We start from the raw sequence: 26,573 nt of genomic DNA on the forward strand, positions 1-26,573 counted from the left end.
GCTCGCCGCCCCCATAACGCGGGTGGCGCGCGCTGCCAAGGCGGCGTTCCGAGAGATCAGCCCGCCGCCAGCCGCACCCGGATTGCCTGCGCCAGCACCGCCGCCGTCTCCTGCGCAAAGCCATGCGCCTCGGCGCGCACGTCCGCGGTGTCCGCCAGTGTCCGGGCGCGGCCCTGCCAGCCCTCGCAGCGCAGCGCCAGATCGGCATCCTCGCCACCAAGCCGCATCAGCAGCGCGGCGAATTGCTCGATGGCCGCGCCGCCCTCAAGCTTCAGCCCACGCGTGGCCAGCGTCAGCGCGTGGATGCCCGTCGCGCCTTCGTAGATCGCGGTGATGCGCGCATCACGCCAGACCTGCGCCACGCCGTATTCCTCGAGATAGCCATAGCCACCAAGGATCTGGATCCCCAGATCGGCGGCGCGGATGCCTGCCTCGGTGCCGTAGATCTTGCACAGCGGGGTGAGCAGCTCGATCAGGGCAGGGGCCTCGCGCTTTTCCAGTTCCGCCAGCGCGATGTGGCACATGGCACGGGCGGTGCGCGCAAGGTCGTGCTGCTCGTCCAGCATGCGCTGCACGTCGGGGTGGTCGGTCAGCAGTGCCGGACCGCCCTCGGGGGTGCGGCCCTGTTTGCGCTCGGCAGCGTAAGCGCGGGCGATGGCATGGGCGCGGGACGCATGGGCGACGCCCTGTAGCGCCACGTCGAGCCGGGCGTGGTTCATCATGGTGAACATCGCCGCCAGCCCGCGCCCCTCGGTGCCGATCAGCTCGGCGGTCGCGCCGTCGAACTCCATCTGGCAGGTGGGCGAGGCGTGCAGGCCGAGCTTTTCCTCGATGCGGGTGACGGTGATCGGATTGCGCACGCCATCGATGTGCGACGGGCAAGCGAACAGCGACAGTCCCTTCACCCCGTCCTCGGGCGCGCCGGTGCGCGCCAGCACCAGATGCAGGATGCCCTCCGACATGTCCTGATCCCCGCCGGAGATGAAGATCTTCTGACCCTCGATTTTCCAGCCGTCGTTGTCGCGCGTGGCCTTGCAGCGGATGCGCGAGAGGTCAGAGCCCGCGCCAGCTTCGGTCAGGCACATGGTCGAGAGCCATTCGCCGGAGGTGAGGCGCGGGATATAGGCAGCCTGCTGTTCGGCCGAGCCATGGGCGAGCAGGGTCGAGATCGCGCCGGGCACCAGCCCCGTCACCATTTGCAGCGAATGGTTGGCGCCGGTGAAGATCTCCGACACTGCCGCCGCCGTCAGGTGATCGAGCGCCTGACCGCCGAACTCTTCGGGGGCGGTGAGCCCCTGCCAGCCGCTCTCGGCCAGCTCCGTATAGGCCGCGCCGAACCCGTCGGGCATGCGCACCCGGCCGTTCTCGAGCCGGCAGCCCTGCCGGTCGCCGGGCGCGTTGAGCGGTGCGAGGACGCCCTCTGCGAAGGCGGCGAAGTGCTGGGTAATTTCCTGCGACGGCTCGGGGTCCCAGCCGGGGGTGTCCCCGGCGAAGGTGCGCAGGCTGTGGAAGATCTCGTCGGTGGGGGCCTGAAAGGGGATCATCGGTGCCTCACTCGCAGCGGAAGCTGTCGGCGGATTTCGGATCGCCGCCCTGATAGCGGGCGACCTGCGGGGCCGGGCAGAGCGGGCGGCTGGCGCCCTGCAGCGGTTCCGGCAGCTCGGCGTTGTCGGCGCGCGCCGTTGCGGTGATCGCGCTGGGGGCGGTGCCGTCCTCGACCCAAGAAACCAGCGGTGTCAGCAAGTCGAAGGCGTCGGTGGCCGGTCCGCCGTGACAGTGGTTCATCCCCGGCACCGGGTAGAAGCGGGCGAAGGCTTCGGCGTCATCGCCGTTGTTGGCATCCAGCGCGGCATACCAGCGGGCGGTGTCATTGACCGAGAACACCGGGTCGGCGACGCCGTGGGTGACGATGATCTTGCCGCCCGCATCGCGAAAGTCGGCCAGTTCGGGGTTATCAGCACCCGGCGGGGTCATCACCTCCATCGCGGAATCGGGGAAGGCCTCGGAAGTGGCGTCGATCGCGCCCGCCTCTGCGGCGATGTCGAACCGCATCAGGAAGTCGGACAGTGCCTGCGGCGTGCCCTCGGCCTTGGTCGGCGGTACGGTAAAGACCTGCGCCAGCGAGGCCGATCCCATCACCGCGATGAGCGGCATCTGCTCCCATGGCGGCACGGTGCTCTCGACCTTCCAGAAGCGCCAGTTGCCGCCCTCGATGCCCGTATCCCAACTCCAGTCGGAATAAAGCTGCTCGCCGTCCGCCCCCTTCGGCCCGGCGTGGATGGTCTGCAGGGCCGAGACCTGCGCCTCGGAGAGACATCCGGAGTTCTGCCCTTCGGTGCATTGTAGGGCGGTCACGTCGAAGGCGGGCTGGCAGGCGGCGGTGTCCATCACCAGCCCGTCCTCCAGCCCGTCGAGCGCATCGCAGCTGGCGCGGATGCTCTGCGCCACCAGCGACAGGTCTGCTTGCGAGAACGCGGTGCGGATGTCGCCGGTGATCGCGGTCAGCGCCTGCACGTCCAGCGCGTGTTGCACGGCGGCGCGGGGCAGGTTGAAGCCGGGTGCGGCGGCCAGCAGCCCGTCGAAGGCTTCGGGCATGCGCGCCGCGGCGACCATCGCGTGCCGCCCGCCGTTCGAGCAGCCGATGCCGTAGGCGTGCTCCACCGGCGCCTCGTAATAGGCCTCGACCATCTTGCGTGCGAGCGGCTGCAGGATCTCCACCGCCTTGTAGCCGTACATCTGACGTGCCTCGAAATCGAACCCGAAGGCGGCGCCGCCGGCCAGTCCGCTGTCGGGGTTGGCCTTGCCGTCGTGCCCTGCGTCGCTGGAGACCACGGCAAAGCCGCGCGCCAGCGGCGAGGCGTCGCCGGTGCCGCTCTGCAGGGCGCCGATGGCGGGCTTCACTTCGCCGTCGTTGCCGCCGTTGAACTGGTGGACGAAATCGCCGTTCCAGTCGTCGGGCAAGGCCAGCTCGAAGTTCAGCGCGTAGTCTTTGCCGTCGGTGCCCACCCGCTCGGCGGTGCGGGCACGGATGCGGCACTGGGCAACCGGGCTCTCATCCCCGGCGGAAAGGCTGACAACCTCGGTGAAGGTGACACCCGAGAGCCCGAGCGCCTCGGGGGTTAGCCCGTCGCAGTCGAGCGCGAAGGCGGGGGCGGCGGTGCAGATGAGGGCCGTGCTGGCCAGAAGCGATTTCATGGGGATCCTCCGGTGTCTTTGAAGCCCGCACGCCTCCTCCGCGCGCGGGCGGGTCGTTCAGGCCTCGATGCCCAGCAGACGCATGGCGTTTTCCTTTAGGATCAGTGGCCGCACCTCGTCCTTGAACTCGGCCTTGTCGAAGGCGTTCAGCCATTTCTCGGGCGCGATCATCGGCCAATCGGATCCGAACAGCATCTTCTTCTTCAGGATCGAATTGGCGTATTGCACGAGGATCTTCGGGAAGTACTTCGGCGACCAGCCCGAAAGGTCGATGTAGACGTTGGGCTTGTGCTGCGCGACCGAGAGCGCCTCTTCCTGCCAAGGAAACGATGGATGCGCGAGGATGATCGGCATGTCCGGAAAATCCACCGCCAGATCATCCATGTACATCGGGTTCGAATACTTCAGCCGCATGCCGTTGCCACCGCGCATGCCCGAGCCGACGCCGGTCTGTCCGGTGTGGAAAAGCGCCGGAACCCCGGCCTCGGCAATCGCCTCGTAGAGCGGGTAGGCCATGCGGTCGTTGGGGTAGAAGCCCTGCATCGTGGGGTGGAACTTGAAGCCCTTGATGCCGTGATTCTCCACCAGATCGCGGGCCTCGCGGGCGCCCAGCTTGCCCTTCGCCGGATCGATGGAGGCGAAGGGGATCAGGATATCCGAATTCTTGGCGCAGGCGTCGGCGACCTCGTAGTTGTCATAGCGCCGGTAGCCGGTCTCGCGTTCGCTATCGACGGGGAAGATCACCGCCGCGATGTTCATCTGCCGGTAATGCGCGGCGGTCTCGTCGATAGTCGGCGGATGCGCCCAGGGTGCGCCGAAGTATTTGGCCATGGTCGATTGCAGCTCGTCATAGCCATCGTCGGTGTGGCAGCCGCAGGCTTCCTCGGCGTGGGTGTGGAAATCGATCGCACGGATCTTGGCGAAGTCGATCATGGGGATGCCTCCTCAGACGCGGATCAGCGCCGGGTCTTCGTTGTCGTAAAGCCGCTCCAGCAGGTCGGCGCGGCGGGTGAGGATCTTCTTGATGTTGAGCGAGCCCTTGTCGGTGGCCTCGTGGTGCTCCAGCGAGGGCGGCTCGGCCAGCACCAGCGCGCGGGTGATGCGCTTGGCCGAGCCGGTGACATGGGCGTTCATTTCGCGCAGGCGCAGTTCGATCTTGGTCATCAGTTCAGGATCGGTGACGGCCCCTTGGGTGACCTCGCCCGCCTTCGCCGCGCCGGGCACGGGGAAGATGAACAGCCCAACTTCGCCGCGGTCGTGCCCGCAGATCACCACGTCCTGCGCCAGCCCGGCCAGATCCTTCAGCGCGGTCATGCGCAGGTTGCCCGCCTGCACCCAAGTGCCAGTGTCGAGTTTGAAATCTTCCGAGACCCTGCCATCGAAGACGAGCCCGCGGTCGGCATCCTCGGGGTCGACAAAGCGCACCGCGTCGCCGGTGATGAAAAAGCCCTCGTCGTCGAAGGCCTCGGCGGTCTTGGCGGGGTCATTGAAGTAGCCCTGCATCACGTTGGGGCCCTTCACGCGGACCTCGCAGCGCATGTCCTCGTCGGGGATCAGCTTGACCTCGACGCCGGGCAGCGGCACGCCGATCACTCCCGATCGGCCGATCGGCTCGTGCACCATCAGACAGGCGGGGGCGGTCTCGGTCAGGCCCCAGCTCGAGATCATCATCGGCAGCCCGCCGCGGGCGCGAATGCAGAACTGCTCAAGCGCCTCCCAGACGTCCTGCGGCAGCGAGGCGCCGGCGTAGAACAGCAGTTGCTGGTCCTTGAAGAGATGCTCCTGCAGGGCAGGGTCATCCTTGATCGCATCCACCAGCATGTTCCAGCCCACCGGCACATTGAAGGCCAGCGTGCCGGGGCGATCGGTGCGGTTCTTGAGCGTGGTGGCAAAGCCCTTGCCGGTGGGCTTGCCGCTGTCGATGGTCAGCGTGCCGCCATGCGCGAGCATCATGTTCACGTTGTGCGAGCCGCCGAAGACGTGGTTCCACGGCAGCCAGTCGGTGATGCGCGGCGCGTGGTCCATCAGGAAGGGCAGGGCGACCTGCATTTGCACCTGATTGACGCACATCATCCGGTGGGTGGTCAGCACGCCCTTGGGGTCGGAACTGGAGCCGGAGGTGAAGAGGATTTTCGCCAGCGTGTCCGGTCCGACCTTGGCGTGCACGGCGTCCAGTTCGGGGCTTTCCTCGGCATGGATCAGCTCGGACAGCGGGGTGACCGGGCGGCCCGCCTCGCCGCGCGCTGCGACCACCTCGACCTCCGCAAGCTCGGGCAGGGCAAGGGCGGAGGCATAGCGCGTGGCGTCATCGACGAAGGCGAGCTTGGGGGTCACCTTGTCGAGCACATAGATCAGGCGGCCATGCGCCTCGGGGATCAGCGAGTATTGCTCGGCCAGCGGCACCACCGGCACGCCGATGTATTGCGCGGCAAGCGAGACCAGCAGGTGATCGAGCCCGTTGCCCGAGAGCATGGCGATCGTGTCGCCTTCTCCCAGCCCGCGCGCCAGCAGCGCAGAGGCGATGGCGCGCACCTGTTGAAGCAGTTCCTGATAGGTCACATTGCGCCAGCCCGGCCCCTCGGTGGGGCGCTCCGAGACGGCGACGCGATAGGGGGCTTCTTGCGCCCACCTGTGCAGCCAAGCGCCGGTGTTCGGCACCGGCTCGGGCAGATCGTAGCCCGAGCGCAGCAGGATGGTGCCATCCTTGCGGTTCTCGCGGATCACCTTATGCGGTGCGAAACGGGTCAACGTGTGGCGGCGGGCCCAGTCGGCGCGGGCCTCGGGGCCGGTCGGGGCGCGTTCGATGATTGTCATGTCCATTCCTCCTCCCTCCGGTCGGTTCAGCGGAACACCGGTGCGCGCTTTTCGAGGAAGGCGTTCAGCCCCTCTTCGGCGTCCGGGGTGGTCTGCACCAGCGCGGCGCAGAGGCTCTCGGTAAAGAGACCATCGCTGCGCGACATGTCGTTGATCCGGCTCAGGGCCTGTACCATGAAGTAATTGGACATGGGCGCGTTCCCGGCGATCTGTTCGGCCAGCTTGCGGGCCAGCGGCAGCGCCTCGCCCGCCTCGACGCTGTAGTGGGTCAGCCCCAGTCGCAGCCCGTCCTCGGCGCCGTACTTGCGCCCGGTGAGCATCATCTCGACCATGCGATCCGCCCCGAGGATGCGGCCCACGCGCACCGAGGCGCCGCCGCCGACGAAGATGCCGCGCCGCCCCTCGGGCAGTTGGAAGATCACCGAGGGCTCGGCGATGCGCACATGGGTCGAGGCCGCCAGTTCCAGCCCGCCGCCGATCACCGCGCCTTCCATGGCCGAGATCGTCACCTTGCCGCCGAACTGGATCATCTCCATCACCCGGTGCCAGTTGCGCGAGTGGTAGACGCCGTCTTCGGCGCTGCGCGAGACATGCTCCGACAGGTCGAGCCCCGAGCAGAAGTGTCCGCCCGCGCCGGTCAGGATGACCACGCGCACGTCTTTCGGCAGGGTGGCATAGGCGTCCTCCAGCGCCGCGATCAGCCCGTCGCTCATGGCGTTGCGCTTGTCGGTGCGGATCATGGTGATGGTGGCGATCTGGCCGTCCACTTTGGTGGTCAGATATTTGGCGTGGCCGGACTGTGCGGGATCAGACATGGCTGTCTCCTTCGGGGTCTTGGGGCGGGCGGTCATTTCGGGGCGAGCCGGACGGCGCTGTCGAGGCGGATCACCTCGCCGTTCAGCAGCGGGTTCTGGATGATCTGCTGCACCAGCAGCGCGAACTCATCGGGCTTGCCCATGCGCGAGGGGAAGGGCAGGCCGGCTTCGAGAGCGGTGCGCGCCTCGGGCGGCAGGCCGGCGCTCATGGCCGTCTCGAACAGGCCCGGCGCGATGGTCATCACACGGATGCCGAAGCGGGCCAGTTCGCGCGCAGCGGGCAGGGTGAGCGAGGCGATCCCGCCCTTGGAGGCCGCATAGGCGGCCTGTCCGATCTGACCGTCCTGATAAGCGACCGAGGCGGTGTTGAGGACGACCCCCCGCGCGCCGTCCGCATCCACCGGATCAAGCACCGACATGGCGCGGGCGGCGTGGCTCAGCACGATGTAGCTGCCGAGCGTGTTGATCTTCAGCGTGCGTTCAAACGCCTCGATGGACAGCGAGCCGTCGCGGGGCAGAATGCGGGTGGCGGTGCCGATCCCGGCACAGTTGACCGCAATGCGCGGCGTGCCGAGCTTTTGCGCAACTTGCGCAAATGCGGCCTCTACGGCGGCAGCGTCCGAGACGTCGACCGCCACCGCCAGACCGCCGATCTCGGCTGCGACGCGCGCGGCGGCCTCGGCCGAGAGGTCCAGCACTGCGACCTTTGCCCCCTCTGCCGCCAGCCGCCTAGCGGTGGCCTCGCCGAGGCCGCTTCCGGCGCCGGTGACGAGGGCGATGGTTCCTTTGATGTCCATGGTCGAAATCCTCAGAAGAAGCCGCGCACGGCGAGCATGCCGCCGACCAGCACGAGGTCGGCGAGGATGAAGGGCACAATCCCCGCGAACACCTGCTCGAGCCGCACGTAGTCTCGGGCGACCGAATGTATGACGAAGACGTTGAGCCCCACCGGCGGCGTGATCATTCCGATCTCCAGCAGCTTGGCGACCAGCAGGCCGAACCACAGCTTGTCGACGCCGTGCTGGGCAAGGATCGGCAGGAACAGCGGCAGGGTCAGCAGCAGCGCGCCGATCGGTTCGAGGAACATGCCAAGGATCAGGTAGATCACCACGATCACCAGCAGCAGCGCGAAGGTGCCAAGGCCAAGCCCCTCGACGAACAGGCCCATCTGCATCGACAGGCCAGACATCGCGACGAGCCGGGTAAAGAGGTTGGCGCCGATGGCGATGATGAAGAGCGCGCCCGATGACAGCAGCGTGTCGACAAGGCTTTCCTTGAAGTCGCCCCAGCTCAGCGAGCGGCGGGCGATGCCGAGGACCAGCGCGACGAAGCTGCCGAAGGCGCCGGCCTCGGTGGCGGTGAAGAAGCCGGTGAAGAGCCCGCCGAACACCGCGCCGATCAGCAGCAGCACGGGCCAGATCTCGGCGGTCTTCTGCCAGCGGTCGCCCATGGTGTAGGGCTCGGCGCGGGGCAGGCTTTCGGGATTGCGCAGCCAGACCAGCAGCACGGCGCAGATGTAGAAGGCCAGCGAGGCGAGGCCGACGAAGAGCCCGCCGAGGAAGAGGTCGTTGATCGAGATCTCGGCCTGAATGCCGAAGAGGATCAGGATGATCGAGGGCGGGATCAGCGCGCCGATGGTGCCGCCCGCGGCGACGGCGCCGGTGGCAATGCGCAGGTCGTACTTTTGCCGTGCCATCTCGGGCACCGCGATGCGGCCGATGGCTGCGGAGCAGGCGACCGACGAGCCCGACACCGCGGCAAAGCCCGACGCGCCTGCCAGCGAGGCGATGGCCAGCCCGCCGGGCAGCCAGCCCCACCAGACCCGCGCCGCCTCGAAGAGGCCACGGGTGAGGCCCGAGTGATAGGCAATATAGCCCATCAGCAGGAACATCGGGATCGAGCTGAGCGTCCAGCTCGCCGAGGTGGTGTAGGGAATGGTCGAGAGCATCGAGAGCGCCGGGCGCAGGCCCGCGACTGCCCAGATGCCAAGGAATGACACGAGGATCAGGCTGGCGGCGATCGGCACGCGCAGGGCGATGAGGATCAGCAGGGCGGCGAGGGCCAGAATGCCGATGGTGACGGGATCCATCAGATGTCCTCCCCGGACTTGGTGATGTCTTCGAAGGCGCCCTTGGGGTCGTCGTCATGATCTCCGAAACGCCCGGACAGCACTTCGATGATGCGGATTGCCATGATCAGCAGGGCCAGCGCGAAGGAGATCGGCAGGATCCAGTAGCTCGGCCATGTGACGAAGCGCAGGGTGCCGGCCTCGATGTAAGCGCCGCGCGACATCTGTCGCATTGCCTCGAGCCCCGAGCCGTAGGTCAGCACGACCAGCACCGCGGCGAAGATGCCGAAGCCGAGCAACTGCACCACGCGCAGCGGCGTACCGGTGAGCGTCTGGGTGAAGACGGTCGCCTCGATGTGGCGACGCTTCAGTTCGGTCAGGGCCAGCGGCAGCACGCTGACGGCGACCATGTAGTATTTGCCGACGAGGTCGGAGGTGCCGGGAAAGCCTGCGCCGAGAAAGGCGCGCATGAACACGTCGACGACGACCTGTCCCATCATGGCCAGCAGCACGAAGCCGCCCAATACCATACTGATCCGCGCCACGGCGGACTCAATCGGGGTGAACATCCGATCCTCCGAAGGTTTCGGTGTGAGGAATTTCGGCGTGGGATAGAGGGGGCGCGCGCCGGGGGAGCGCCGGCGCGCGCCGGTCGGGCTCAGCTGCCGTAGGAGGTCAGGTCGATCTTCGACCAGATTTCCTCGGCCCGCAGCGCGCCCAGATCTTCGGGAGACATGTCGGGGGTGACCAGTTCTTCCCACTTGTCGATCAGCGCCTTGTAGCGGTCGATCTTGGTCTGCGCGTCCTCGACGCCGCGCTCCTCGAGGATCGAGGCGGCACTGGCGAGGCGCTCTTCGTTGAAGCTTTCGCGGGCGTCGATCAGGCTCTGGTCGGGGGCGATGAACTCGACCATGTCGCCGGCGCGCACCTCTTCGATCTGGGTGTCGAAGCCTGCGAGGCCGGCGGCGATGCCATATTGCGCTGCGGTGGCCAGCGCGCTGCGGTCGGCCTCGTCCATGCGGTCCCAGAGCATGGCGCTCGCGGTGGTGATCGCGGCGCCGTTGAACACGCCCTGCTCGATCTCGGTCACGTAGTCGACCACGTCGCCGAGGCGGTTGGCGATGATCTCATGCGGCGAGGAGAACGTGGCGTCGATCACGCCTTGGCTGAGGCTCTCGAAAAGTTCCGATGAGGGCATCTGCACCGGCGCACCGCCGACGCTTTCGACGAAGGCCGCGTAAAAGGGCGAGCCCGAGCGCACCTTGAGGCCGGCCATGTCCTCGACGGTCTTCACCGGTTGGGTCGACAGCAGGTCATAAAGCGGCGTGGTGTCCGAGCCGAGGTAGACTTGTCCGTTGCGGCTGAACTTGGCCTGACAGGGTTCGCAGGTGGCGATGTACTCGGTCACCGCCGAGCTAACCACCGCAGCGCTGGAGCCCAGCATCGACAGTTCCGAGACCAGAACGCTGTCGGGGTACTCGGCGACAAAATAGGGCATCAGCAGCGCCCCGAACTCGGTCACACCATCGCGCAGGCCGGTGGACATCTCGTTTGGCGCGACCAACCCCGATGGGGTGTCCTGCCCGGTCCAGCGCCCGTCGGTCAGCTCTTCGAGCTTTTTGAACATCGTCGGATAGACGTCTTTGGCGATGGCGTGGTTGGGGCCGAAGCCGCTGGTGGCGCGGATGGTTTCGGCCGAAGCGCTGACGGCCAGTGCGGAAATCGAGCAGGCGAGCAGGCCCGCGGCAATGCGCGTTTTCATGTGTTTCCTCCCGTTTGAACAACACGGCCGGCCTCCTCTGCCGCCCGCGCAACTCCTTTAGCGTGCCTTCTCTTCGAGCCGTTCCAAGACGGCCATCAGGTGGGCGCGGTCTTTCTCGTCAAGGCGGCCGATGATGTTGTCCTCGGCCGTCCTCACCTTGTCGGCGGCGCGGTCGCGCAGGCGGCGTCCCCGCAGCGTGGTGGTCAGCGCATAGCGCCGACGATCGGTGGGAACCTTCTTGCGGGCGATAAGACCGCGCTGTTCCAGCTCGTCGATGATCACGACGAGATTGGAGCGTTCCATCTGCAGGGCGTCCGCAAGTTCCGACTGAACGATGCCGGGGTTGTCGGTGATGATCGACAGGCACGAAAAGCTGACCACCCGCAGATCGTCCTCGGCCAGCACGCGCTGTGCCTCGGGCTGGATCTGCATGTAGGCGCGCTTGAGCCGGTAGCCGATCAGATTGCCGAGCACCGTATCCTCCACGTTCGGCCCTTTGGGCGCCTCCGAAATATCGTCGGGATGCGTCATCGGGTTCCTCCTCGCTCAAAAGGCTATGTAGGATAATAGTTATAGTCAATAACTATTTCTGAGGATGCGTTGCGGGTCGCCGGTGGGGTGGCGGCCCGGAGGTTTTTCTAGGTGTCTTTGCAGATCATGCGCGGAGCAGGAAGCCTTTGAAGAAATGTGATATTTCCTCGACGTTCTCAAGCGGAAGAACCTGCGCGACATACTGGTCCGGGCGCAGCACAAGCAGCGCGCCGCGCGCCCGATCAATACCGCGAAGATCGAAGATATCCGGCCCGTTCGGCGCGGGGCAAAACACCTTTTCGTAGTCGGTGAGTCCGTATTTTCCCTTCTTCGGCAGCAGCGCCTCGGGCAGGTCTTCAAGCTGCATCTCGCGGTGCGGTGTCTGGAAGATGGCGCGCAGATCAATCATGCTGTCGGGGTCGGCGTCCGCCGGGGTGAAGCCGGCGATCACTGGCTCGATCTTGGCGCAGAGCCGCGCAACAGAGCCGTCCGCTTGCCCAGCGTCGCCCTTGGATGCGAAGGCCAGCACCCGCCAGCGCCCGTCGGCCTTGAACGCATGGCCCAGTTGCATCGGCTTGGCATCGGCCAGACGCACCACCGGCGCGGAGTGGAACCGCTTGCCCACTGGGAACCCCGCCGCCAGCGCCTGATGCTCGGCCCCGCCGGTGATCAGCGACGGGTCATAGCGCGTCTCGACCCCGGCAGTGTAGCGCCCGTGCTGCTTGAAATAGCGCTGGAACTGCGCGGCCTCGGCGGCGTCTTTCGGCTTGGCGCTGAACAGGCGCGCCATGTCGCGGTCAAAATCGATCAACTCCTTGGCCTTGGCGCGGCGCTCCTCGGAGTAGGTGTCCAGAAGGGCAGGGGCCGCGCGTTCGCGCAGCACGGCGGCCAGCTTCCAGCCGAGGTTGAACGTGTCGGCCATGCTGACGTTCATGCCTTGCCCGGCCTTGGGGCTGTGGGTGTGGCAGGCATCGCCGGCGATGAAGATGCGCGGGCTGCGGCTGCCGCGCTCGGTCTCGGGCACGTCGTCGAAGGCATCGCAGACCCGCTGGCCGATCTCGTAGGCGGACCACCATGCGACCTCCTTCACATCCAGCGCATAGGGCGCGAGAATTGCCTGCGCCTTGGCGATCAGCATCTCGGCGCTGACATCGCGGTCGGCGGCGCGTTCGCCCTCCTGCAACTCATCCAGTTCGATGTACATGCGGACCATGTAGCCGCCCTCGCGCGGGATGATGAGGACGCTGCCCTGATCCGCCGATTGGATCGCCGCCTTGAGGCGGATGTCGGGGAAATCGGTCACCGGCAGCACGTCCATCACGCCCCAGAGCTGCCGTGCCGACTCGCCCTTCAGCGCATGGCCCATGGACGCGCGCACCGTGCTGCGCGCGCCGTCACAGCCCACGACGTAGCGGGCGCGGATGGTCTCGGTGCCGGTCCCGTCGAAGTTGTTGAATGTTGCCTGCATCGGATAGTCGGGATCGCCGCTTTCGGCCAGATCCACGAGTTCGCGGTTGTAGTCCGGCGTCAGGCGGCGTGGCGAACTGCGCATGATCTCGAGGTAGAAGTCATGCACCCGCGCCTGGTTGAGGATCACGTGGGGCATTTCCGACAGGTCGTCCTCGACGTCCGGTATGCGGTCGGCGCGACGCAGGGCGCCGTTGCTGCCTGACCGCCAGAAGGCGACCTCATTGATCCAGTAGCCCTCTTTCATGACCTTCTCGGCAAAGCCGAAGGCCTCGAACATCTCGACCGAGCGGCAGGCGATGCCGTCGGCCTGTCCGACCTCCAGCGGGCCCGGCTTGCGCTCGGTGATGCGCACGGAAATTTCCGGAAAGGCAGAGAGTTGCGCCGCCAGCGTCAGACCGGCGGGCCCGCAGCCGACGATCAGCACGTCGACCTCGGGCGCTTTCGGTTCGGCGGTGTCCAGCGGGTCAGACATGGCCGGATCGCCGGGGCGGAAGCCGTTGAGGTGGAATTGCATGGCGGGATCCTCCCATTTGATATGTGTACTTACTATACCGTGCTGGACTGGGGTGGAGTCAATATGGTAAGTATACGTATTATATTTGGAGCCCGCCGTGACCCAGCGTACCGATCTCTCTTCCATGCCCGGACACCTGATCCGGCGCCTCAACCAGCGCTCTACTGCGGTGTTCCACGAGCGGATGAAGGCGGCGCCGGTGGACCTCACCTCGGTGCAATACGCCGCGCTTGATGTGCTGTCGCAGCAACCGGGCATCGATCAGGCCAAGCTGGCGGCGCTCATCGCCTATGACCGGGCGACGATCGGCGAGGTGGTCAAGCGGTTGGTGCAAAAGGGGCTGGTGGCGCGGCAGGTCAATGAGGACGATCGCCGGGCGCGGAGCCTCAGCCTCACCGACGCGGGCGAGGCGGCGCGCGCCGAGGTGGCGCCGCTGGTCGCCGATCTGCAGGTGGATATTCTCGGCGGGCTCACGGCGGAGGAGCGGGCGCAGTTCATCGCGCTGGCGCGCAAGATCGTCGAGGGCTGAGCCGCCACCGACTGCGACAATTTTTCCGCGGGCGGGGGGATGACGTTTGCTCGCTCGGAAATACATTCGACGAAATGAATTTGTAGAGGCGGCGGCGATCCGCCCGACAGCCGAAGAAGGAACGCCAAATGACCATCAGCCCCGTTGTCAAAAGCTTCTGGGACGAACCCACGGGAAGCTGGCAATACGTCTTCCATGATCCCGAGAGCATGAAGGGCGCGATCGTCGATCCGGTGCTGGACTTCGATCCGCTGGCCGGTGCGACGCGCACCCATAGTGCCGATGCGATCATCGCCTACGTGCAAGAGGCCGGCATCGAGATCACCCACATCCTCGACACCCATCCGCACGCCGACCACTTCTCGGCAGCCCCCTACATCAAGTCGAAGATCGGCGGCACCACGGCCATCGGCGAGAAGGTCACTGAGGTGCAAAAGCTGTGGCAGGGCATCTACAACCTGCCCGATCTGCCCACCGATGGCGCGCAGTGGGATGTGCTCTATGCCGATGGCGACGAGTTCATGGTCGGCGCGGTGCCGGTGAAGGTGATCTTCAGCCCCGGTCACACGCTGGCCTCTATCACCTATGTGGCCGGAGACGCGGCCTTCGTGCACGACACCTTCATGATGCCCGACAGCGGCACCTCGCGCGCAGACTTCCCCGGCGGCAGTTCTGCGCAGCTTTACGAGAGCCTGATGCGGATCCTCGCGCTTCCTGACGAGACGCGGCTTTACGTCGGGCATGACTATGCGCCCGAGGGACGCGAGGCGCAGTGCTGCGCCACGGTGGCCGAGCACAAGGCCAAGAATATCCACCTCAAGGACGCCCCGTCGGAACAGGACTACCGCGCCGTGCGTGACAAGCGCGACGGCACGCTGCCGCTGCCCAAGCTGATGCTGGCGGCGCTGCAGGTGAATATCCGTGGCGGGCGTCTGCCCGACCCCGAGGACAACGGCCGCAGCTACCTGAAAATCCCGCTCAATCACTTCGATCCGCGCTGAGGTCTGTGCTGAAAAGCGGTCGGTCAAAAAACGGGGTGCCGGGGCGTGTGCCCCGGTCCCCGAATGGGTCATGACCTGCTAGGGACGTCAGGCCCTGACCGCAACCTTGCCCGCCATCGCGGCAAATTCCGCAAGGCAGGTCTCGATGCCGATGACATCGGCATATTTCGCGTTCATGTCGAAGAGATTGGCCTCATGCGGCCCCTCGTGCCGGTCGCCGCAGGCCTCGCGCACCACCAGCGTGCGGAAACCGTGGCTCATGGCGTCGACGCAAGAGGCGCGCACGCAGCCCGAAGTGGTCAGCCCGGTGAGGATCACGCTGTCGCAGCCCATGGCATGCAGGGTCGAGGCCAGCGAGGTGCCGAAGAACGCCGAAGGGTATTGTTTCGGCACCACCAATTCGTCGTCCTCGGGGGTCAGCCCGGCGGCGAATTCGGCGGTGGCGCGGCCCGGCAGAAAGGCTTCCAGCGGCGCGGCCTTTTCGAAGAACCGCCCGCCGTCGACACCGCTGGGGTGCAGCGCCATGCGTGTCAGCACCACCGGCACACCCACCTTCCGAGCCGCCGAGCGCAATGCCAGCGCCGCGTCCAGCGCGCTGACCGCACCGGGTCCGGCGAAAAGCGGGCAGCCCTCGTCGTAATAGGCGTGGGCGAAGTCGATCAGCACCAGCGCCGGCCGCGCGCCGAAGCCCACCTGCCGGTCATAGACGCCCGCGTAGTTCTCCGCCGCACCGCTCATGCTCAGGCCACCTCGGTCTTGACCAGATGCTCGAACTTGCCGTCGTGGTAGAGCAGCGGATCGGAGGCGCTTTCCCAGTCGGTGACCGCGACAACTTCGCCGATGAAGATCGTGTGGGTGCCGAAACTGCTTTTCTGGGCCGGGCGACAGTCGAAGCTGACCTGCGCGCCGCGCAGCGCCGGGGCGCCGGTTTCCAGCTCGGTCCAGTCGCCCATCTCGAAGCGGGTCTCGCGGTCTTTCGGCGTGGCGAAGCGCGTGGCGATGTCCTGCTGGTCGCGCGAGAGGATGTTGACGCAGAACGCGCCCGCCTCGCTCAGGTGTTCATGGATCGAGGCGGTGGCGTTGACGCAAATCAGTAGGCTCGGCGGCTCGGCGCTGAGCGAGGTGACGGCGGTGGCGATCAGCCCGTGCCGGGCACCGCCGCTTTCGCAGGTGATCAGCGAGACACCGGCCGCGAGCCGACGCATGCCGTTCTTGAAATCATTGGGGTCCATCAGTTGTCCTTTCCTTCCATCACGGCGGGCCGGGAGAGAGCCATCGCCGGCGCGATCTGCGCGGCCAGCCGGATCAGCCGGCTGTCCTGCGCGCGCGCTGTCACCAGTTGTACACCCAGCGGCAGCGGATCCGCGCTTACCGGAACATGAATGCAGGGCAGTTGCATCGCCGTCCAGAGGGCATTGAACTTCGGGTTGCCCGGTGCCCGCCCCGGTGGCGCGAAACCGGGCGCCGAAGGCGCAATCACCGCATCATAGGGCGCGGCAAGGTTTTCAAAAGCGCGGCGGTGGTCTGCGAGGCGATCATAGGCCTCGAACATCTGCCGCGCGGTATGGCCTTCGCGGCGCTCGGCACGGGCGATGAAATCGTCGTGAACAAGGGGGCCGCGTGCGCTCAGATTGCGGAACGCAGCGGCGCCTTCGCTCAGCAGCACGCAGCGGTGCAGCGCGTCGAGGTCGCCCATCGCATCGGGCAGATCGAGCCATTCGGTATCGGCCACCGGCGCCAGCCGCTCCGGCAGCGCTTCCAGCAGGGCCAGCATCTCGGGCGCCAGGTCCTTGGCGTAGGGCGTGCGGCACAGCGCCAGCTTCGGGCGGGCAGGGGGCGCCGCGCCGGGGGCAAATCCATAAATGTCGCCCAGCAGCGCAAGGTCGGTGTAGGACCGCGCGTAGAGCCCCACCGTGTCGAGGCTGGCGGCGTAGAGCTTTACCCCCTCGGCCGAGATCAGCCCCCAGCTTGGCTTCATCGCCGGCACGCCGCAAAACGCGGCGGGGCGGATGGTCGAACCGCCGGTCTGGGTGCCAAGCGCCAGAGGCACGTGGAAATCGGCCACGGCGGCGGCGGAGCCCGCCGAGAAGCCGCCGGCGGTGCGCGACGGGTCGGCGGGGCAGCCGGTCACCGCGTTGCGCCCGGCGGCGGCAAACTCGGTGGTGTCGGTCTTGCCGAGGATGATCGCCCCGGCCGCGCGCAGCATCTCGACGCAGGGCGCATCATCACCCGGGCGGCGGGTGCTATAGAGCGGCGAGTTGTGGGTGGTCGGCAGCCCCTCGGTGTCGATCACATCCTTGATGCCCACCGGGATTCCGGCCAGCGGGCGCGGGTCCGAGGCGGCGATGGCGCTGGCCTCGGCCTCGGCGCGCGGGTTGAGGCTCAGCCACGCGCGGACCTCGCCATCGCGTGCGGCGATGCGCTCAAGGCAGGCACGCGTCAGGTCGCGCGGCGTCAGACGGCCATCGCGCATCAGCGCGCGGGCAGAGGTGGCATCAAGCCGACAAAGGTCAGTCATCTAAGGGTCCGTTCGGTCTGCGGCCGCCCCGAGGGGAGCGAAGGGGCGGCCGCGCCAGTCAGCTGAATGAGGCCCGCAGGCTCAGGCGGCCTTGAGCTTGTGGCTGCGCGACTGCATCAGCGGCTGGATCTTCTGGCCGAAGGTGTCGATGCCCTCGAGGAAGTCGTCGAAGGTCATCATGATGCCCTTCACGCCTTCCACTTCGGCGGCCTCGTCGAGCATCTTGGCGACGGTGGCGTAAGAGCCGACCAGCGTGCCCATGTTGAAGTTCACCGCGCCCTCGGGGACCGACATATGCTTGGCGGTCGAGGTGCCGTCGCGGCCTTCGTCGACGTTGGACTGGTCGATCAGCCATTTCAGCGCGTCCATGTCGGCCTCGTCGTGGTACTTTTTCCACTTGGCCATGGCCGCCTCGTCGGTCTCGTCGGCGATGACCATGAATAGCACATAGGCGCCGACGTCACGGCCCGATTCCTTGCTGGCCTCGACAAGCGCCTGCGAATGCTCGGCAAACGAGGTCGGCTTGTTGATGCCGGTGCCGAGGATGAAGTTGTAGTCGGCGTATTCCGAGGCGAACTTCATGCCGCGCGGGCTCATGCCGGCGGCGACGATTTCCACGTCGCCTTCCGGCGGTGGCGACAGCTTGCAGTCGTCCATGGTGAAGTGCTCGCCCTTGAGGTCCGAGCTGCCCGTGCCCCAGAGGTCCTTCATCACCTGCACGTATTCGGTCGCGTAATCGTAGCGATAGCCGAACCACTCGTTGCCCGGCCACAGGCCCATCTGGCTGTATTCGCCCTCGGCCCAGCCGGTGACGATGTTGACGCCGAAGCGGCCCGGCGCGATCGAACTGATGGTCGAAGCCATACGCGCAACGATCGCCGGCGGCAGCGTCAGGATGGCGGTGGAGGCGAAGAGCTTGATTTCCGAGGTGACGGCGGCAAGGCCAGCCATCAGGGTGAAGCTTTCCAGCGCGTGATCCCAGAACTCGGTCTCACCGCCAAAGCCGCGCAGCTTGACCATCGATAGGGCAAACTCCAGCCCGTAGCCCTCGGCCTTCTGCACCACCTGCTTGTTGAGGTCGAAGCTCGCCATGTACTGCGGCGAGCCCTTGGAGATCAGCCAGCCGTTGTTGGCGATCGGAATGAAGACACCCATGTCCATGTGAATTCTCCTGCTGGACGTATCGTTTTTTGTATGTCCGAACTTAGTGGCGAGCAGGTGGGGGCGGTCCAGAAGGACTACGTAAGAAAGTCCGGACTTTTACGGAAAGTCCGGACGGCTGGTGATTTTCTGAGCAAATGGTGCGTGCGCTGGCAATCGCTTAAGCGTTGTGCGTGCCGCGCCGGCGTCTATTCAGCCGAGAGATTCGTCCGATAGGCGAAGGAATCTGCCGGCGAGGTCTGGATCGCATACTCCAGCAAGCGCCCACCCGAGGCGAGATAGCGGCGCGTGATGCGCAGGCCGATGGTGCCCTCGTGGCGGTTGAGCGCGTCGCAGACTTCGGGCGCGATCTGCACGGCGCGGATCTCTTGTTGAATCTCTTCGATCCGCTCCCCGGTGCGCTGCTCGACCAGTTGGAACAGCGACGAGCGCAACACGTCCATATCGGCGACCACGTCCTGCGCGATCGGGTCAAGATAGACCTCGTTCCAGCAAAACGGCGTCGGTTCGCCGATGAAATGCCGCGGGCCTGCCATGTAGATCAGCCGTTTGCCGGGGCGGCAGCCGATCTCCGCGGCGGTCTTGCCGCGCACCTCTCGGCGTTCCCTGCGGTTGATGAAGAATTCGCTCTGGTTGGCGAAATCGAAGAGGTCATCGCGCGAATCGTTGCGGAACCGGTCGCGCCAGTCGGGTTTCGACGCCTCGACCCGCGTGCCGACGCCCTTGCGCGCCGCCAGCATGCCGCGCTTGCGCAGCTGCGCGATGGCCTGGCGGATGGTGTGGCGGCTGACGCCAAGCTGTGTGGCCAGTTCCGCCTCGGGAGGCAGCAGGCTGCCCACCGCGCGTTCGCCGGACACGATCTGCCGCTCAAGCCTGTGCGCGACCTGCAGATAGAGGGGGGTAGACGTGCCGCTCCCCTCCGGATCGCCGCCGGGCCGTTCGTCGCTTTCCAGATCGCTCATGCTGCCTTGCTCCCCTCCCGCGGATCAAAATCTTGTCAATAAGTACGGACTTATTTACTAGTGGTGCGCAGTTTCCGCCCTCTGGCGCCCCATCAAGTCCGGACTTTACGCGAATGAGCGACAGCTTGTCGACCCAAGGCGCGCCTGCCGCGCCAACCCTTTGGATCAAGCCTCTGACGGTGATGACGCTGGTGCAGATCGCCGCCACCTGCAGCATCCTCGCGCTGACTGCGCTGGCCCCGGAAGTGGCCGAAAGCCTTGGCATCGGTGCGCATTGGATCGGCTATCAAATCAGCCTGATCTACTTCTCGGGCATGTTCGCCTCCGGTTTGGCCGGTGCGGTTGTCGAGACGCTGCGCGCCGAGCGGGTGATCCGTCTTGAACTGGCGCTCTTCGTTCTGGGGCTGCTGATGCTGGCCACAGGGATGCCGCTGCTGATGGTCGCGGCCTCGCTGCTCTTTGGCATCGGCTACGGGCTCAACAACCCGGCCTCCTCGGTGATCCTGCACCGCTTCACCCCGCGCCGCAGCCAGAGCCTCGTGTTCTCGATCAAGCAAAGCGGCGTGCCGCTGGGCGCGGTGGTGGCCAATGTGCTGCTGCCGGCGATCGCGGTGGCGCTGGGGGTGGGCTGGCGCATGGCGCTGGTGCTCGCGGCTCTGCCGCCAGCGTTGCTGTTGCTGTGGTCGGTGCTGACCGACCGGCCCGAACCGGTGCAGCGGGGCGCGGCCTCCGAAGGCGTGTGGCGCCGTATGCTGCGCGAACAGAAAGCGATCCATGCGAACCCGCGTCTGCAGACCTTGGCGTTCCTCGGCTGCCTCTATTCGGCGCTGCAACTGATCGCCACGGCCTTCATCGTGGTCATGCTGGTCGAGCACGGCTGGACGCTGGTGGCGGCGGGCAGCGTTGCGGCGGCCTCGCAGCTGATGGGGGCGATCGGGCGGGTGGCATGGGGCGTCGCGGCGGACCGGCTCGGCGGCTTCAGGACGCTGGCGCTGATTGGTCTGATCGCTGGCGGTATCCTGTTCTCGCTCAACTGGGTCGAGGCTTTTCCGGCGCCGCTGCAGGTGGGGCTGCTGGCCAGTCTCGGCGGCGTCGCCTCGGGCTGGAACGGCGTGTTCCTCGCCGCCGCCGCGCGCACCGCGCCGCAGGGCAAGGTCGGAGCCAACACCGGCGCGCTGCTGGTCTACACCTTCATCGGCGTCATCATCGGCCCGTCGTGTTTTGCCTTCATCTACGGGCTGGTGGGCGACTACGGGCTGGGCTTCACGCTGTTCTCGTCGGTCGGGTTTCTCGGAGCTCTGCTGGCGTGGCGGCAGGTGCGGGCGCAAGCGCGCACCGTATGAGTCCGCATCGGCGGGGGCCATCGGCGCGTGGTGAAAAATCAGGCTACGCGGCGCGAAGCGCGCAGTTATAGCGCCCGACAGCGGGAAGGCGCGTTGACATGATCCCCGCATTAGTCCGGACAATGTATGCAGGCTGCGGCCCGTTTTGGCGGCCGCATCATCCTGCGCGCCGAGCGCATTGGCCAGACACGAGACGAGACATGCGCAGCACCACTCCGCCCCGGCGGCCCGACCGCCGCACCGCCGTCCCCGCGGGGACGCGCCGGGGTACATGTGCGGTGTCGCGCCATCGCTCCTTCGCCCGCGTCCCCGCGGGGACGGACCGAATGAGAGGCCGGAACACAGTCTGGGACACGGGCCGGAACACAGGTCGCGAGTCCGGCGAGCGACTAAATTCTCAGCATCGTCGCGGCGCATCTGCCCGCGCCGTTGGCAGTTCCCACGCCACGCTGGAGATTTCCGGTATCTCTCTGGCCTTCGCCTCTGCCCGCCCTCAGCACACCCGCAAGAGCAGCCGCACCCTGACGGCTGGGAAAGGACCACTGACATGGAACAGGAGCTGACCGCCCTGCTGGGCCGCCCGCCCTCGGAAGACGAGCTTGCCATCGCCCACGACCAGCGCGCCCGGGTCGAAAGCGGCATCTTTGCCAACCCGCTGCTGGACCCGCCGGGCAACGGCACGCTGCGCCCTGTGGGGCGGTGCGGCACGCTGGCGGCAACCGATCCTTTTGCGGAGGGCGGGGCATGACGCTGGTAACAATCTCCGAGCTTCTGAGCCGCCTCGAACGCGGCGAGACCACCTCGGTCGCGCTGCTCGAGGACCTGCAGGCACGGATCTCCGCGCAGGGCACGCTCTCGCCGTTCCAGCGCCTCGAATGGGAACGCGCCTATCAGCAGGCCCGCGCGGCCGACCGGGCCCGCCGCGAAGGCACCCCGCTTGGCCCGCTGCAGGGGGTGCCGATGGCGCACAAGGATATGTTCGACCGCGCCGGCTCGACCGTCGGCTGCGGTGGCCACCCCTCGGCGCGCAAGACCGCGCAGGGCACGGCGGCGGTGCTCGACCGGCTCGACGCCGCGGGGGCGGTGGATTTCGGGCGTCTGCAGATGTCTGAGTTCGCCATGGGCCCCACCGGGCAGAACCATCATCATGGCATGCCGCAGAACCCGGCTGTGCCCGGCGGTGTGCCGGGCGGCTCGTCCAGCGGCTCGGGCGTTGCGGTGGGCATGGGGCTGGTGCCGGCGGCGCTCGGCTCCGACACCGGTGGCTCGATCCGTGTGCCAGCCGCCTGCAACGGTGTTGTCGGCTTCAAGCCCGGCCTCGGCGTGGTGCCGCTGACCGGCGCCATGCCGCTGAGCTGGACGCAGGATACCGTGGGTCCGCTCGCCGCCAGCGTCGACTGTGCCCGGCGCGTGCTGTCGGTGGTCTCGGGCGGGCGCACACGCGCCACCGCCCAAACCCCCGGCAGCCTGCGCATCGGCTTCGATCGCGGCAGCTTCGTCGCAGGCATCTCTGACCGGATGCGCGCCGCGATGGCCGAGCTGCGCGCCGCGCTGTCGGCGCAGGGGCATGACACCGTGTCGCTCGACATGGGGTTCTTTTCCGACCTGACCGAGCCTGCCAACGTCATCGCCATCGCCGAGGCGGCCACCGTGCACGCCGACCGGCTACGCGACGTGCCTCAAACCTATGGCACACAGGTGCGCGCGCGTCTGGCGCAGGCGGCGGGCATCCCGGCGCAGGCCTACCTGCGCGCCCGGCAGATCCGCGAAATTGCCATGGCCCGCACCGAGGCCGAGATCTTCGGCGCCGCCGATCTGATCGTGCTGCCCGGGCTCGCCGATGTGGCGCCGCAGGCCGAGGCATTGGTGCACGCGCAGGGCGCCGAGATCGCGCGAATGATCTCGGGCATGACCGGCTTTACCCGCCCGGGCTCGATCCTCGGTCTGCCGGTGCTGTCGCTGCCCGTGGCATGGACCGACGACGGCCCGCTCTGCGTGCAGATCATGGGGCCGCGCGGCTCCGAGGATCTGATCGCCGACCTTGCTGAAACCTTCGAGGTCGCCCGCCCGCCGATGGCCGGCGCGGTGGCCGAACCCGCATGACCGCTGGAAAGGCATAAACTGATGAAAGATATCGCACTCCCCGGCGCGCTCGACGCCGCAGCCCTCGACACGCTGTTTCTCGAAGCGCGTTCGCAGAACGCGTGGCAGGACAGGGACATCCCCGAGGACATTCTCGAGACGCTTTACGACCTGACCAAGATGGGCCCGACCTCGGCGAACTGCTCGCCGGCGCGCTTTGTCTTCGTGCGCAGCAAGGAGGCCAAGGAAAAGCTCTCGCCCACGCTGTCCAGCGGCAACCGCGACAAGACCATGACCGCCCCGGTGACGGTGATCGTCTGCCACGACATGGAGTTCTATGAGAAACTCGGCGAGCTTTTCCCGCACGCCGACGCCAAGCCGTGGTTCACCGGCTCCGAGCAAATGATCAACGACACCGCCTTCCGCAATTCCTCGCTGCAGGGCGCTTACCTGATGCTGGCGGCGCGGGCGCTGGGGCTCGATTGCGGCCCGATGTCCGGCTTCGATCCGGCGGCGGTCGAGGAAGCGTTCCTTGCCGGCACCACGTGGAAGGTCAACTTCATGATCAACCTCGGCTATGGCGAGCCGTCGAAGGTCTTCGACCGTCTGCCGCGCCTCAAGATGGAAGACGCCTGCAAGATCGTCTGAGCCGCAGGCTCACTTTGGCCCGCGCGGCGTTGCGCGGGCCAAAGCCGCCACTCTTCTTCTCTTCAAAAATACGCCGGGGTGAATTGGCCGCAGGCCAAGAGGGGCAGCGCCCCTTCCTTCCGCGCGCGGCCAAAGGCGCCGCCTTCGCGCCGCGCGCACCGGCCAACCCCCTTTCCCCTCCCGCCTCATTCCGCTAAGGACCGGACCCAAGCGAAACCAAGCCGGGCCGAGAGATGAAATTCACGCTTTCCTGGTTGAAAGACCACCTCGACACCTCCGCCACGGTGGAGGAAATCACCGAGGCACTGACCGATCTGGGACTGGAAGTCGAAGGGGTCGAGAACCCTGCCGATCGCCTGTCGGCCTTTACCATCGGCAAGGTGCTCAAGGCCGAGAAACACCCCGACGCCGACAAGCTGCGCGTCTGCACGGTGATGACCGACGAGGGCGAGAGCCAGATCATCTGCGGCGCGCCCAACGCGCGCGAGGGGATCACCGTCGTCGTGGCCAAGCCCGGCACCTATGTGCCCGGCATCGACACCACCATCCAGGTTGGCAAGATCCGCGGCATCGAGAGCTTCGGCATGATGTGCTCCGAGCGCGAGATGGAACTGTCGGAAGAGCATGACGGCATCATCGAGCTGCCCTCGGGCGAGGTCGGCGAGAAATTCACCGACTGGCTCGCGGCCAATGATCCGGCCAAGGTCGATCCGGTGATCGAGATCGCCATCACCCCCAACCGCCCCGACGCGCTTGGCGTGCACGGCATCGCCCGCGATCTCGCGGCGCGCGGCCTTGGCACGCTGAAGGCGCTGCCGGAGCATAAGGTCGCGGGCAGCTTCGCCTCGCCGATCAACGTCACCATCGACGAAGACACGCTGGACGATTGCCCGGTGTTCTACGGCCGTGTCATTCGCGGCGTGAAGAACGGCCCGTCGCCGCAGTGGTTGCAGGACCGGCTGAAGGCCATCGGCCTGCGCCCGATCAGCTTCCTTGTCGATGTGACCAACTTCTTCACCTTCGACCGCAACCGCCCGCTGCACGTCTTCGACGCGGGCAAGGTGTCGGGCGATTTGCGCGTGCATCGCGCCAAGGGCGGTGAGACGCTGGAGGCGCTGGACGAGCGGACCTACACGCTCGAGCCGGGCATGGTTGTGATCTCGGCAGGGGACACGGTCGAGAGCCTCGGCGGCGTCATGGGCGGCGAGCCCACGGGCGTCAGCGAAGAGACCGTGGATGTCTTCCTCGAGGCGGCCTATTTCGAGACCGTCCGCACCGCTTACACGGGCCGCGCGCTGAAGATCAATTCCGACGCCCGCTACCGCTTTGAGCGCGGCATTGACCCGGCCTCGGCGGCCCCGGGGATCGAGGCGGCCACCGCGATGATCCTCGAGATCGCCGGCGGTGAGGCCTCCGAGGTGATCGTCGCGGGCGCCACGCCCGACGTCAGCCGCGCCTACAAGCTCGACACCGACCGGGTGATCAGCCTTGTCGGCATGGAGATCCCGGCAGACGAGCAGCGCGCGACGCTGACCGCGCTTGGCTTCACCTTTGACGGCGATATGGCGAACGTGCCGAGCTGGCGTCCCGACGTGATGGGCGAGGCCGATCTGGTGGAAGAGGTGGCCCGGGTCGCCTCGCTGACCAAGCTGCAGGGCCAGCCGATGCGCCGGACGCAGCCGGGTGTTCCGAAGCCGATCCTGTCGCCGATGCAGAAGCGCGAGCAGGTCGCCCGCCGCACCACCGCAGAGCTCGGCTACAACGAGTGCGTGACCTATAGCTTCATCGATCAGGCGGCGGCAGAGATGTTCGGCGGCGGCACCGATGCGACGAAGCTGGCCAACCCGATCAGTTCGGAAATGAGCCACATGCGGCCGTCGCTGCTGCCGGGGCTGCTGCAGGCGGCGGCGCGCAATCAGGCGCGCGGCTTTGCCGACATGGCGCTGTTCGAATGCGGCCCGGCCTTCGCTGGTGGCGAGCCGGGCGAGCAGGCGACGCAGGTGTCGGGCATCCTCGTCGGGCGTACCGGCCCCAAGGATGTGCACGGTGCCTCGCGCCCGGTTGATGTCTTTGATGCCAAGGCCGATGCCGAGGCGCTTCTGTCGGCCATGGGCGCGCCTGCCAAGATGCAGATCCTGCGCGGCGCCGAGGAATGGTGGCATCCGGGCCGTCACGGCAAGTTCTGCCTCGGCCCGAAGAAGGTGCTGGGCGTCTTTGGCGAGTTGCACCCCAAGGTGCTGCAGGCGCTGGATGTGAAGGGGCCCGTGGTGGCCTTCACCCTCTACCCGCAGGACATCCCGCTGCCGCGCAACACCGGGGCCGCGCGCCCGGCGCTGAAGCTCAACGACCTGCAGGCGGTCGAGCGCGACTTCGCCTTCGTGGTGGACGCGGGCGTCGCGGCGCTCGATCTGGTGAACGCCGCGGCTGGTGCCGACAAGGCGCTGATCGAGGACGTGCGGGTGTTCGACGAGTTCATCGGCGGCAGCCTCGGTGAGGGCAAGAAGTCGCTCGCCGTCACTGTGCGTCTGCAGCCCAGCGACAAGACGCTGAAGGAAAAGGACATCGAGGAAGTGGCGGCCAAGATCGTCGCCAAGGTCGAGAAGGCCACCGGCGGCACGCTGCGCGGCTGACCTCGATCCCGAGACTGACAAAGGCCCCGGCGGAGCGATCCGCCGGGGCCTTTGCATACGGGGCCTTTGCACACGCGGCCTTGTGAGGCTTCGCCCGCGCTCAATCGGGCGGGCCGGCGCTCTGAGATCGGTGCGGCCCGGGAGCGTGCCTGCCTGATCGCGGCGCTGACTTGGGCTCAGCCCTCGGCGGTGAACTCGTCGTAGGCGGCCAGCGCCTTGGCGGCGTACATCAGGCCAGGACCGCCGCCCATCTGGATCGCCATGCCGCAGACATCGGCGATCTCTTCGCGGGTCGCGCCGAGGCGGACCAATGCGTTGACGTGGCTCAGAATGCAAGAATCACAGCGGATCGCGATGCCGATGCCAAGCGCCACGTATTCCTTTTGCTTGTGGTCCAGCGCGGCCTCGGCGGAGGCGGCTTTCTCCATCTCGACGAAGCCGGCGAACGTATCGGGGATGGCCTTGCGCAGCTCACGCAGTTCGCGGCGCTTGTCGGCGAGTTGTTCCTTGTAGGACATATCAACCTCCTG

General features: G+C 66.9%; 24 protein-coding genes. 7 read left to right on the top strand and 17 right to left on the bottom strand.

Annotated features, from left to right (window positions below; genetic code table 11):
* Positions 1-56: 56 nt before the first annotated feature.
* The 11 genes from ACXAJT_RS07720 to ACXAJT_RS07770 all read right to left on the bottom strand — a co-directional run bounded on the left by ACXAJT_RS07720 (position 57) and on the right by ACXAJT_RS07770 (position 13,169).
* A complete protein-coding gene (locus ACXAJT_RS07720; RefSeq protein WP_475234351.1) occupies positions 57-1,544 on the bottom strand; it encodes an acyl-CoA dehydrogenase family protein in 1,488 nt (495 codons plus the stop codon).
* 7 nt (positions 1,545-1,551) lie between these two features.
* The gene (locus tag ACXAJT_RS07725; RefSeq protein ID WP_475234352.1) at positions 1,552-3,195 is read right to left on the bottom strand and encodes a tannase/feruloyl esterase family alpha/beta hydrolase; all 1,644 of its coding nucleotides are present in this window, start codon (positions 3,193-3,195) and stop codon (positions 1,552-1,554) included.
* Between the two features lie 57 nt (positions 3,196-3,252).
* Positions 3,253-4,128, bottom strand: a complete 876-nt coding sequence (locus ACXAJT_RS07730) for an amidohydrolase family protein (RefSeq protein ID WP_475234353.1) — start codon at positions 4,126-4,128, stop codon at positions 3,253-3,255.
* A gap of 12 nt (positions 4,129-4,140) precedes the next feature.
* Positions 4,141-6,015, bottom strand: a complete 1,875-nt coding sequence (locus ACXAJT_RS07735) for a feruloyl-CoA synthase (protein WP_475234354.1) — start codon at positions 6,013-6,015, stop codon at positions 4,141-4,143.
* Positions 6,016-6,035: 20 nt separating this feature from the next.
* On the bottom strand, positions 6,036-6,824 hold the full coding sequence (locus ACXAJT_RS07740; protein WP_475234355.1) for a crotonase/enoyl-CoA hydratase family protein: 789 nt from the start codon (positions 6,822-6,824) through the stop codon (positions 6,036-6,038).
* 32 nt (positions 6,825-6,856) lie between these two features.
* Entirely contained in the window at positions 6,857-7,621 is a 765-nt protein-coding gene (locus ACXAJT_RS07745) for an SDR family NAD(P)-dependent oxidoreductase (RefSeq protein WP_475234356.1), read from the bottom strand.
* 11 nt (positions 7,622-7,632) lie between these two features.
* Positions 7,633-8,913, bottom strand: coding sequence for a TRAP transporter large permease (locus tag ACXAJT_RS07750; RefSeq protein WP_475234357.1), 1,281 nt, complete (start codon positions 8,911-8,913; stop codon positions 7,633-7,635).
* Positions 8,913-9,461: a TRAP transporter small permease gene (locus ACXAJT_RS07755; RefSeq protein WP_475234358.1), complete on the bottom strand. Its 549-nt coding sequence runs from the start codon at positions 9,459-9,461 to the stop codon at positions 8,913-8,915. The genes ACXAJT_RS07750 and ACXAJT_RS07755 overlap by 1 nt, the downstream gene beginning before the upstream one ends.
* A gap of 89 nt (positions 9,462-9,550) precedes the next feature.
* Positions 9,551-10,654 (bottom strand): C4-dicarboxylate TRAP transporter substrate-binding protein, encoded by a 1,104-nt coding sequence (locus ACXAJT_RS07760; protein ID WP_475234359.1) that lies wholly within the window; start codon positions 10,652-10,654, stop codon positions 9,551-9,553.
* Positions 10,655-10,711: 57 nt separating this feature from the next.
* Positions 10,712-11,185 carry a MarR family winged helix-turn-helix transcriptional regulator gene (locus ACXAJT_RS07765; RefSeq protein WP_475234360.1) on the bottom strand — a complete coding sequence of 158 codons (474 nt, stop codon included), beginning with the start codon at positions 11,183-11,185 and terminating at the stop codon, positions 10,712-10,714.
* A 124-nt stretch (positions 11,186-11,309) separates the two neighbouring features.
* On the bottom strand, positions 11,310-13,169 hold the full coding sequence (locus ACXAJT_RS07770; RefSeq protein ID WP_475234361.1) for an FAD-dependent monooxygenase: 1,860 nt from the start codon (positions 13,167-13,169) through the stop codon (positions 11,310-11,312).
* A gap of 97 nt (positions 13,170-13,266) precedes the next feature.
* On the opposite strand from ACXAJT_RS07770, the gene ACXAJT_RS07775 reads away from it, so the two are divergent.
* Both ACXAJT_RS07775 and ACXAJT_RS07780 read left to right on the top strand, forming a co-directional pair.
* Complete coding sequence (locus tag ACXAJT_RS07775; RefSeq protein WP_475234362.1) at positions 13,267-13,698, top strand: MarR family winged helix-turn-helix transcriptional regulator; 432 nt, start codon at positions 13,267-13,269, stop codon at positions 13,696-13,698.
* 128 nt (positions 13,699-13,826) lie between these two features.
* Positions 13,827-14,699 carry an MBL fold metallo-hydrolase gene (locus ACXAJT_RS07780; RefSeq protein ID WP_475234363.1) on the top strand — a complete coding sequence of 291 codons (873 nt, stop codon included), beginning with the start codon at positions 13,827-13,829 and terminating at the stop codon, positions 14,697-14,699.
* Between the two features lie 87 nt (positions 14,700-14,786).
* On the opposite strand, the gene ACXAJT_RS07785 is transcribed toward ACXAJT_RS07780, so the two are convergent.
* From ACXAJT_RS07785 to ACXAJT_RS07805, 5 genes are all read right to left on the bottom strand, one after another.
* Positions 14,787-15,437: an isochorismatase family protein gene (locus tag ACXAJT_RS07785; protein WP_475234364.1), complete on the bottom strand. Its 651-nt coding sequence runs from the start codon at positions 15,435-15,437 to the stop codon at positions 14,787-14,789.
* Between the two features lie 2 nt (positions 15,438-15,439).
* Positions 15,440-15,931, bottom strand: coding sequence for a flavin reductase family protein (locus ACXAJT_RS07790; RefSeq protein ID WP_475234365.1), 492 nt, complete (start codon positions 15,929-15,931; stop codon positions 15,440-15,442).
* A complete protein-coding gene (locus ACXAJT_RS07795) occupies positions 15,931-17,217 on the bottom strand; it encodes an amidase (RefSeq protein WP_475234366.1) in 1,287 nt (428 codons plus the stop codon). The genes ACXAJT_RS07790 and ACXAJT_RS07795 overlap by 1 nt, the downstream gene beginning before the upstream one ends.
* A gap of 81 nt (positions 17,218-17,298) precedes the next feature.
* Positions 17,299-18,378, bottom strand: a complete 1,080-nt coding sequence (rutA, locus tag ACXAJT_RS07800; protein WP_475234367.1) for a pyrimidine utilization protein A — start codon at positions 18,376-18,378, stop codon at positions 17,299-17,301.
* A gap of 188 nt (positions 18,379-18,566) precedes the next feature.
* Positions 18,567-19,340, bottom strand: coding sequence for a GntR family transcriptional regulator (locus ACXAJT_RS07805; RefSeq protein ID WP_475234368.1), 774 nt, complete (start codon positions 19,338-19,340; stop codon positions 18,567-18,569).
* 113 nt (positions 19,341-19,453) lie between these two features.
* On the opposite strand from ACXAJT_RS07805, the gene ACXAJT_RS07810 reads away from it, so the two are divergent.
* From ACXAJT_RS07810 to pheT, 5 genes are all read left to right on the top strand, one after another.
* Entirely contained in the window at positions 19,454-20,683 is a 1,230-nt protein-coding gene (locus ACXAJT_RS07810; RefSeq protein ID WP_475234369.1) for an MFS transporter, read from the top strand.
* 547 nt (positions 20,684-21,230) lie between these two features.
* Positions 21,231-21,431 carry a hypothetical protein gene (locus ACXAJT_RS07815; RefSeq protein WP_475234370.1) on the top strand — a complete coding sequence of 67 codons (201 nt, stop codon included), beginning with the start codon at positions 21,231-21,233 and terminating at the stop codon, positions 21,429-21,431.
* Entirely contained in the window at positions 21,428-22,786 is a 1,359-nt protein-coding gene (locus tag ACXAJT_RS07820; RefSeq protein WP_475234371.1) for an amidase, read from the top strand. Before ACXAJT_RS07815 ends, ACXAJT_RS07820 begins: the two co-directional genes overlap by 4 nt.
* 21 nt (positions 22,787-22,807) lie before the next feature.
* Positions 22,808-23,413, top strand: coding sequence for a malonic semialdehyde reductase (locus ACXAJT_RS07825; RefSeq protein ID WP_475234372.1), 606 nt, complete (start codon positions 22,808-22,810; stop codon positions 23,411-23,413).
* A gap of 233 nt (positions 23,414-23,646) precedes the next feature.
* On the top strand, positions 23,647-26,043 hold the full coding sequence (gene pheT, locus ACXAJT_RS07830; protein WP_475234373.1) for a phenylalanine--tRNA ligase subunit beta: 2,397 nt from the start codon (positions 23,647-23,649) through the stop codon (positions 26,041-26,043).
* A gap of 176 nt (positions 26,044-26,219) precedes the next feature.
* Here the strand turns inward: pheT and ACXAJT_RS07835 are convergent, their stop codons facing one another.
* The gene (locus ACXAJT_RS07835) at positions 26,220-26,561 is read right to left on the bottom strand and encodes a carboxymuconolactone decarboxylase family protein (RefSeq protein ID WP_475234374.1); all 342 of its coding nucleotides are present in this window, start codon (positions 26,559-26,561) and stop codon (positions 26,220-26,222) included.
* Between the last annotated feature and the right edge of the window lie 12 nt (positions 26,562-26,573).

The organism is Salipiger sp. ABF4_146 (assembly GCF_056161345.1).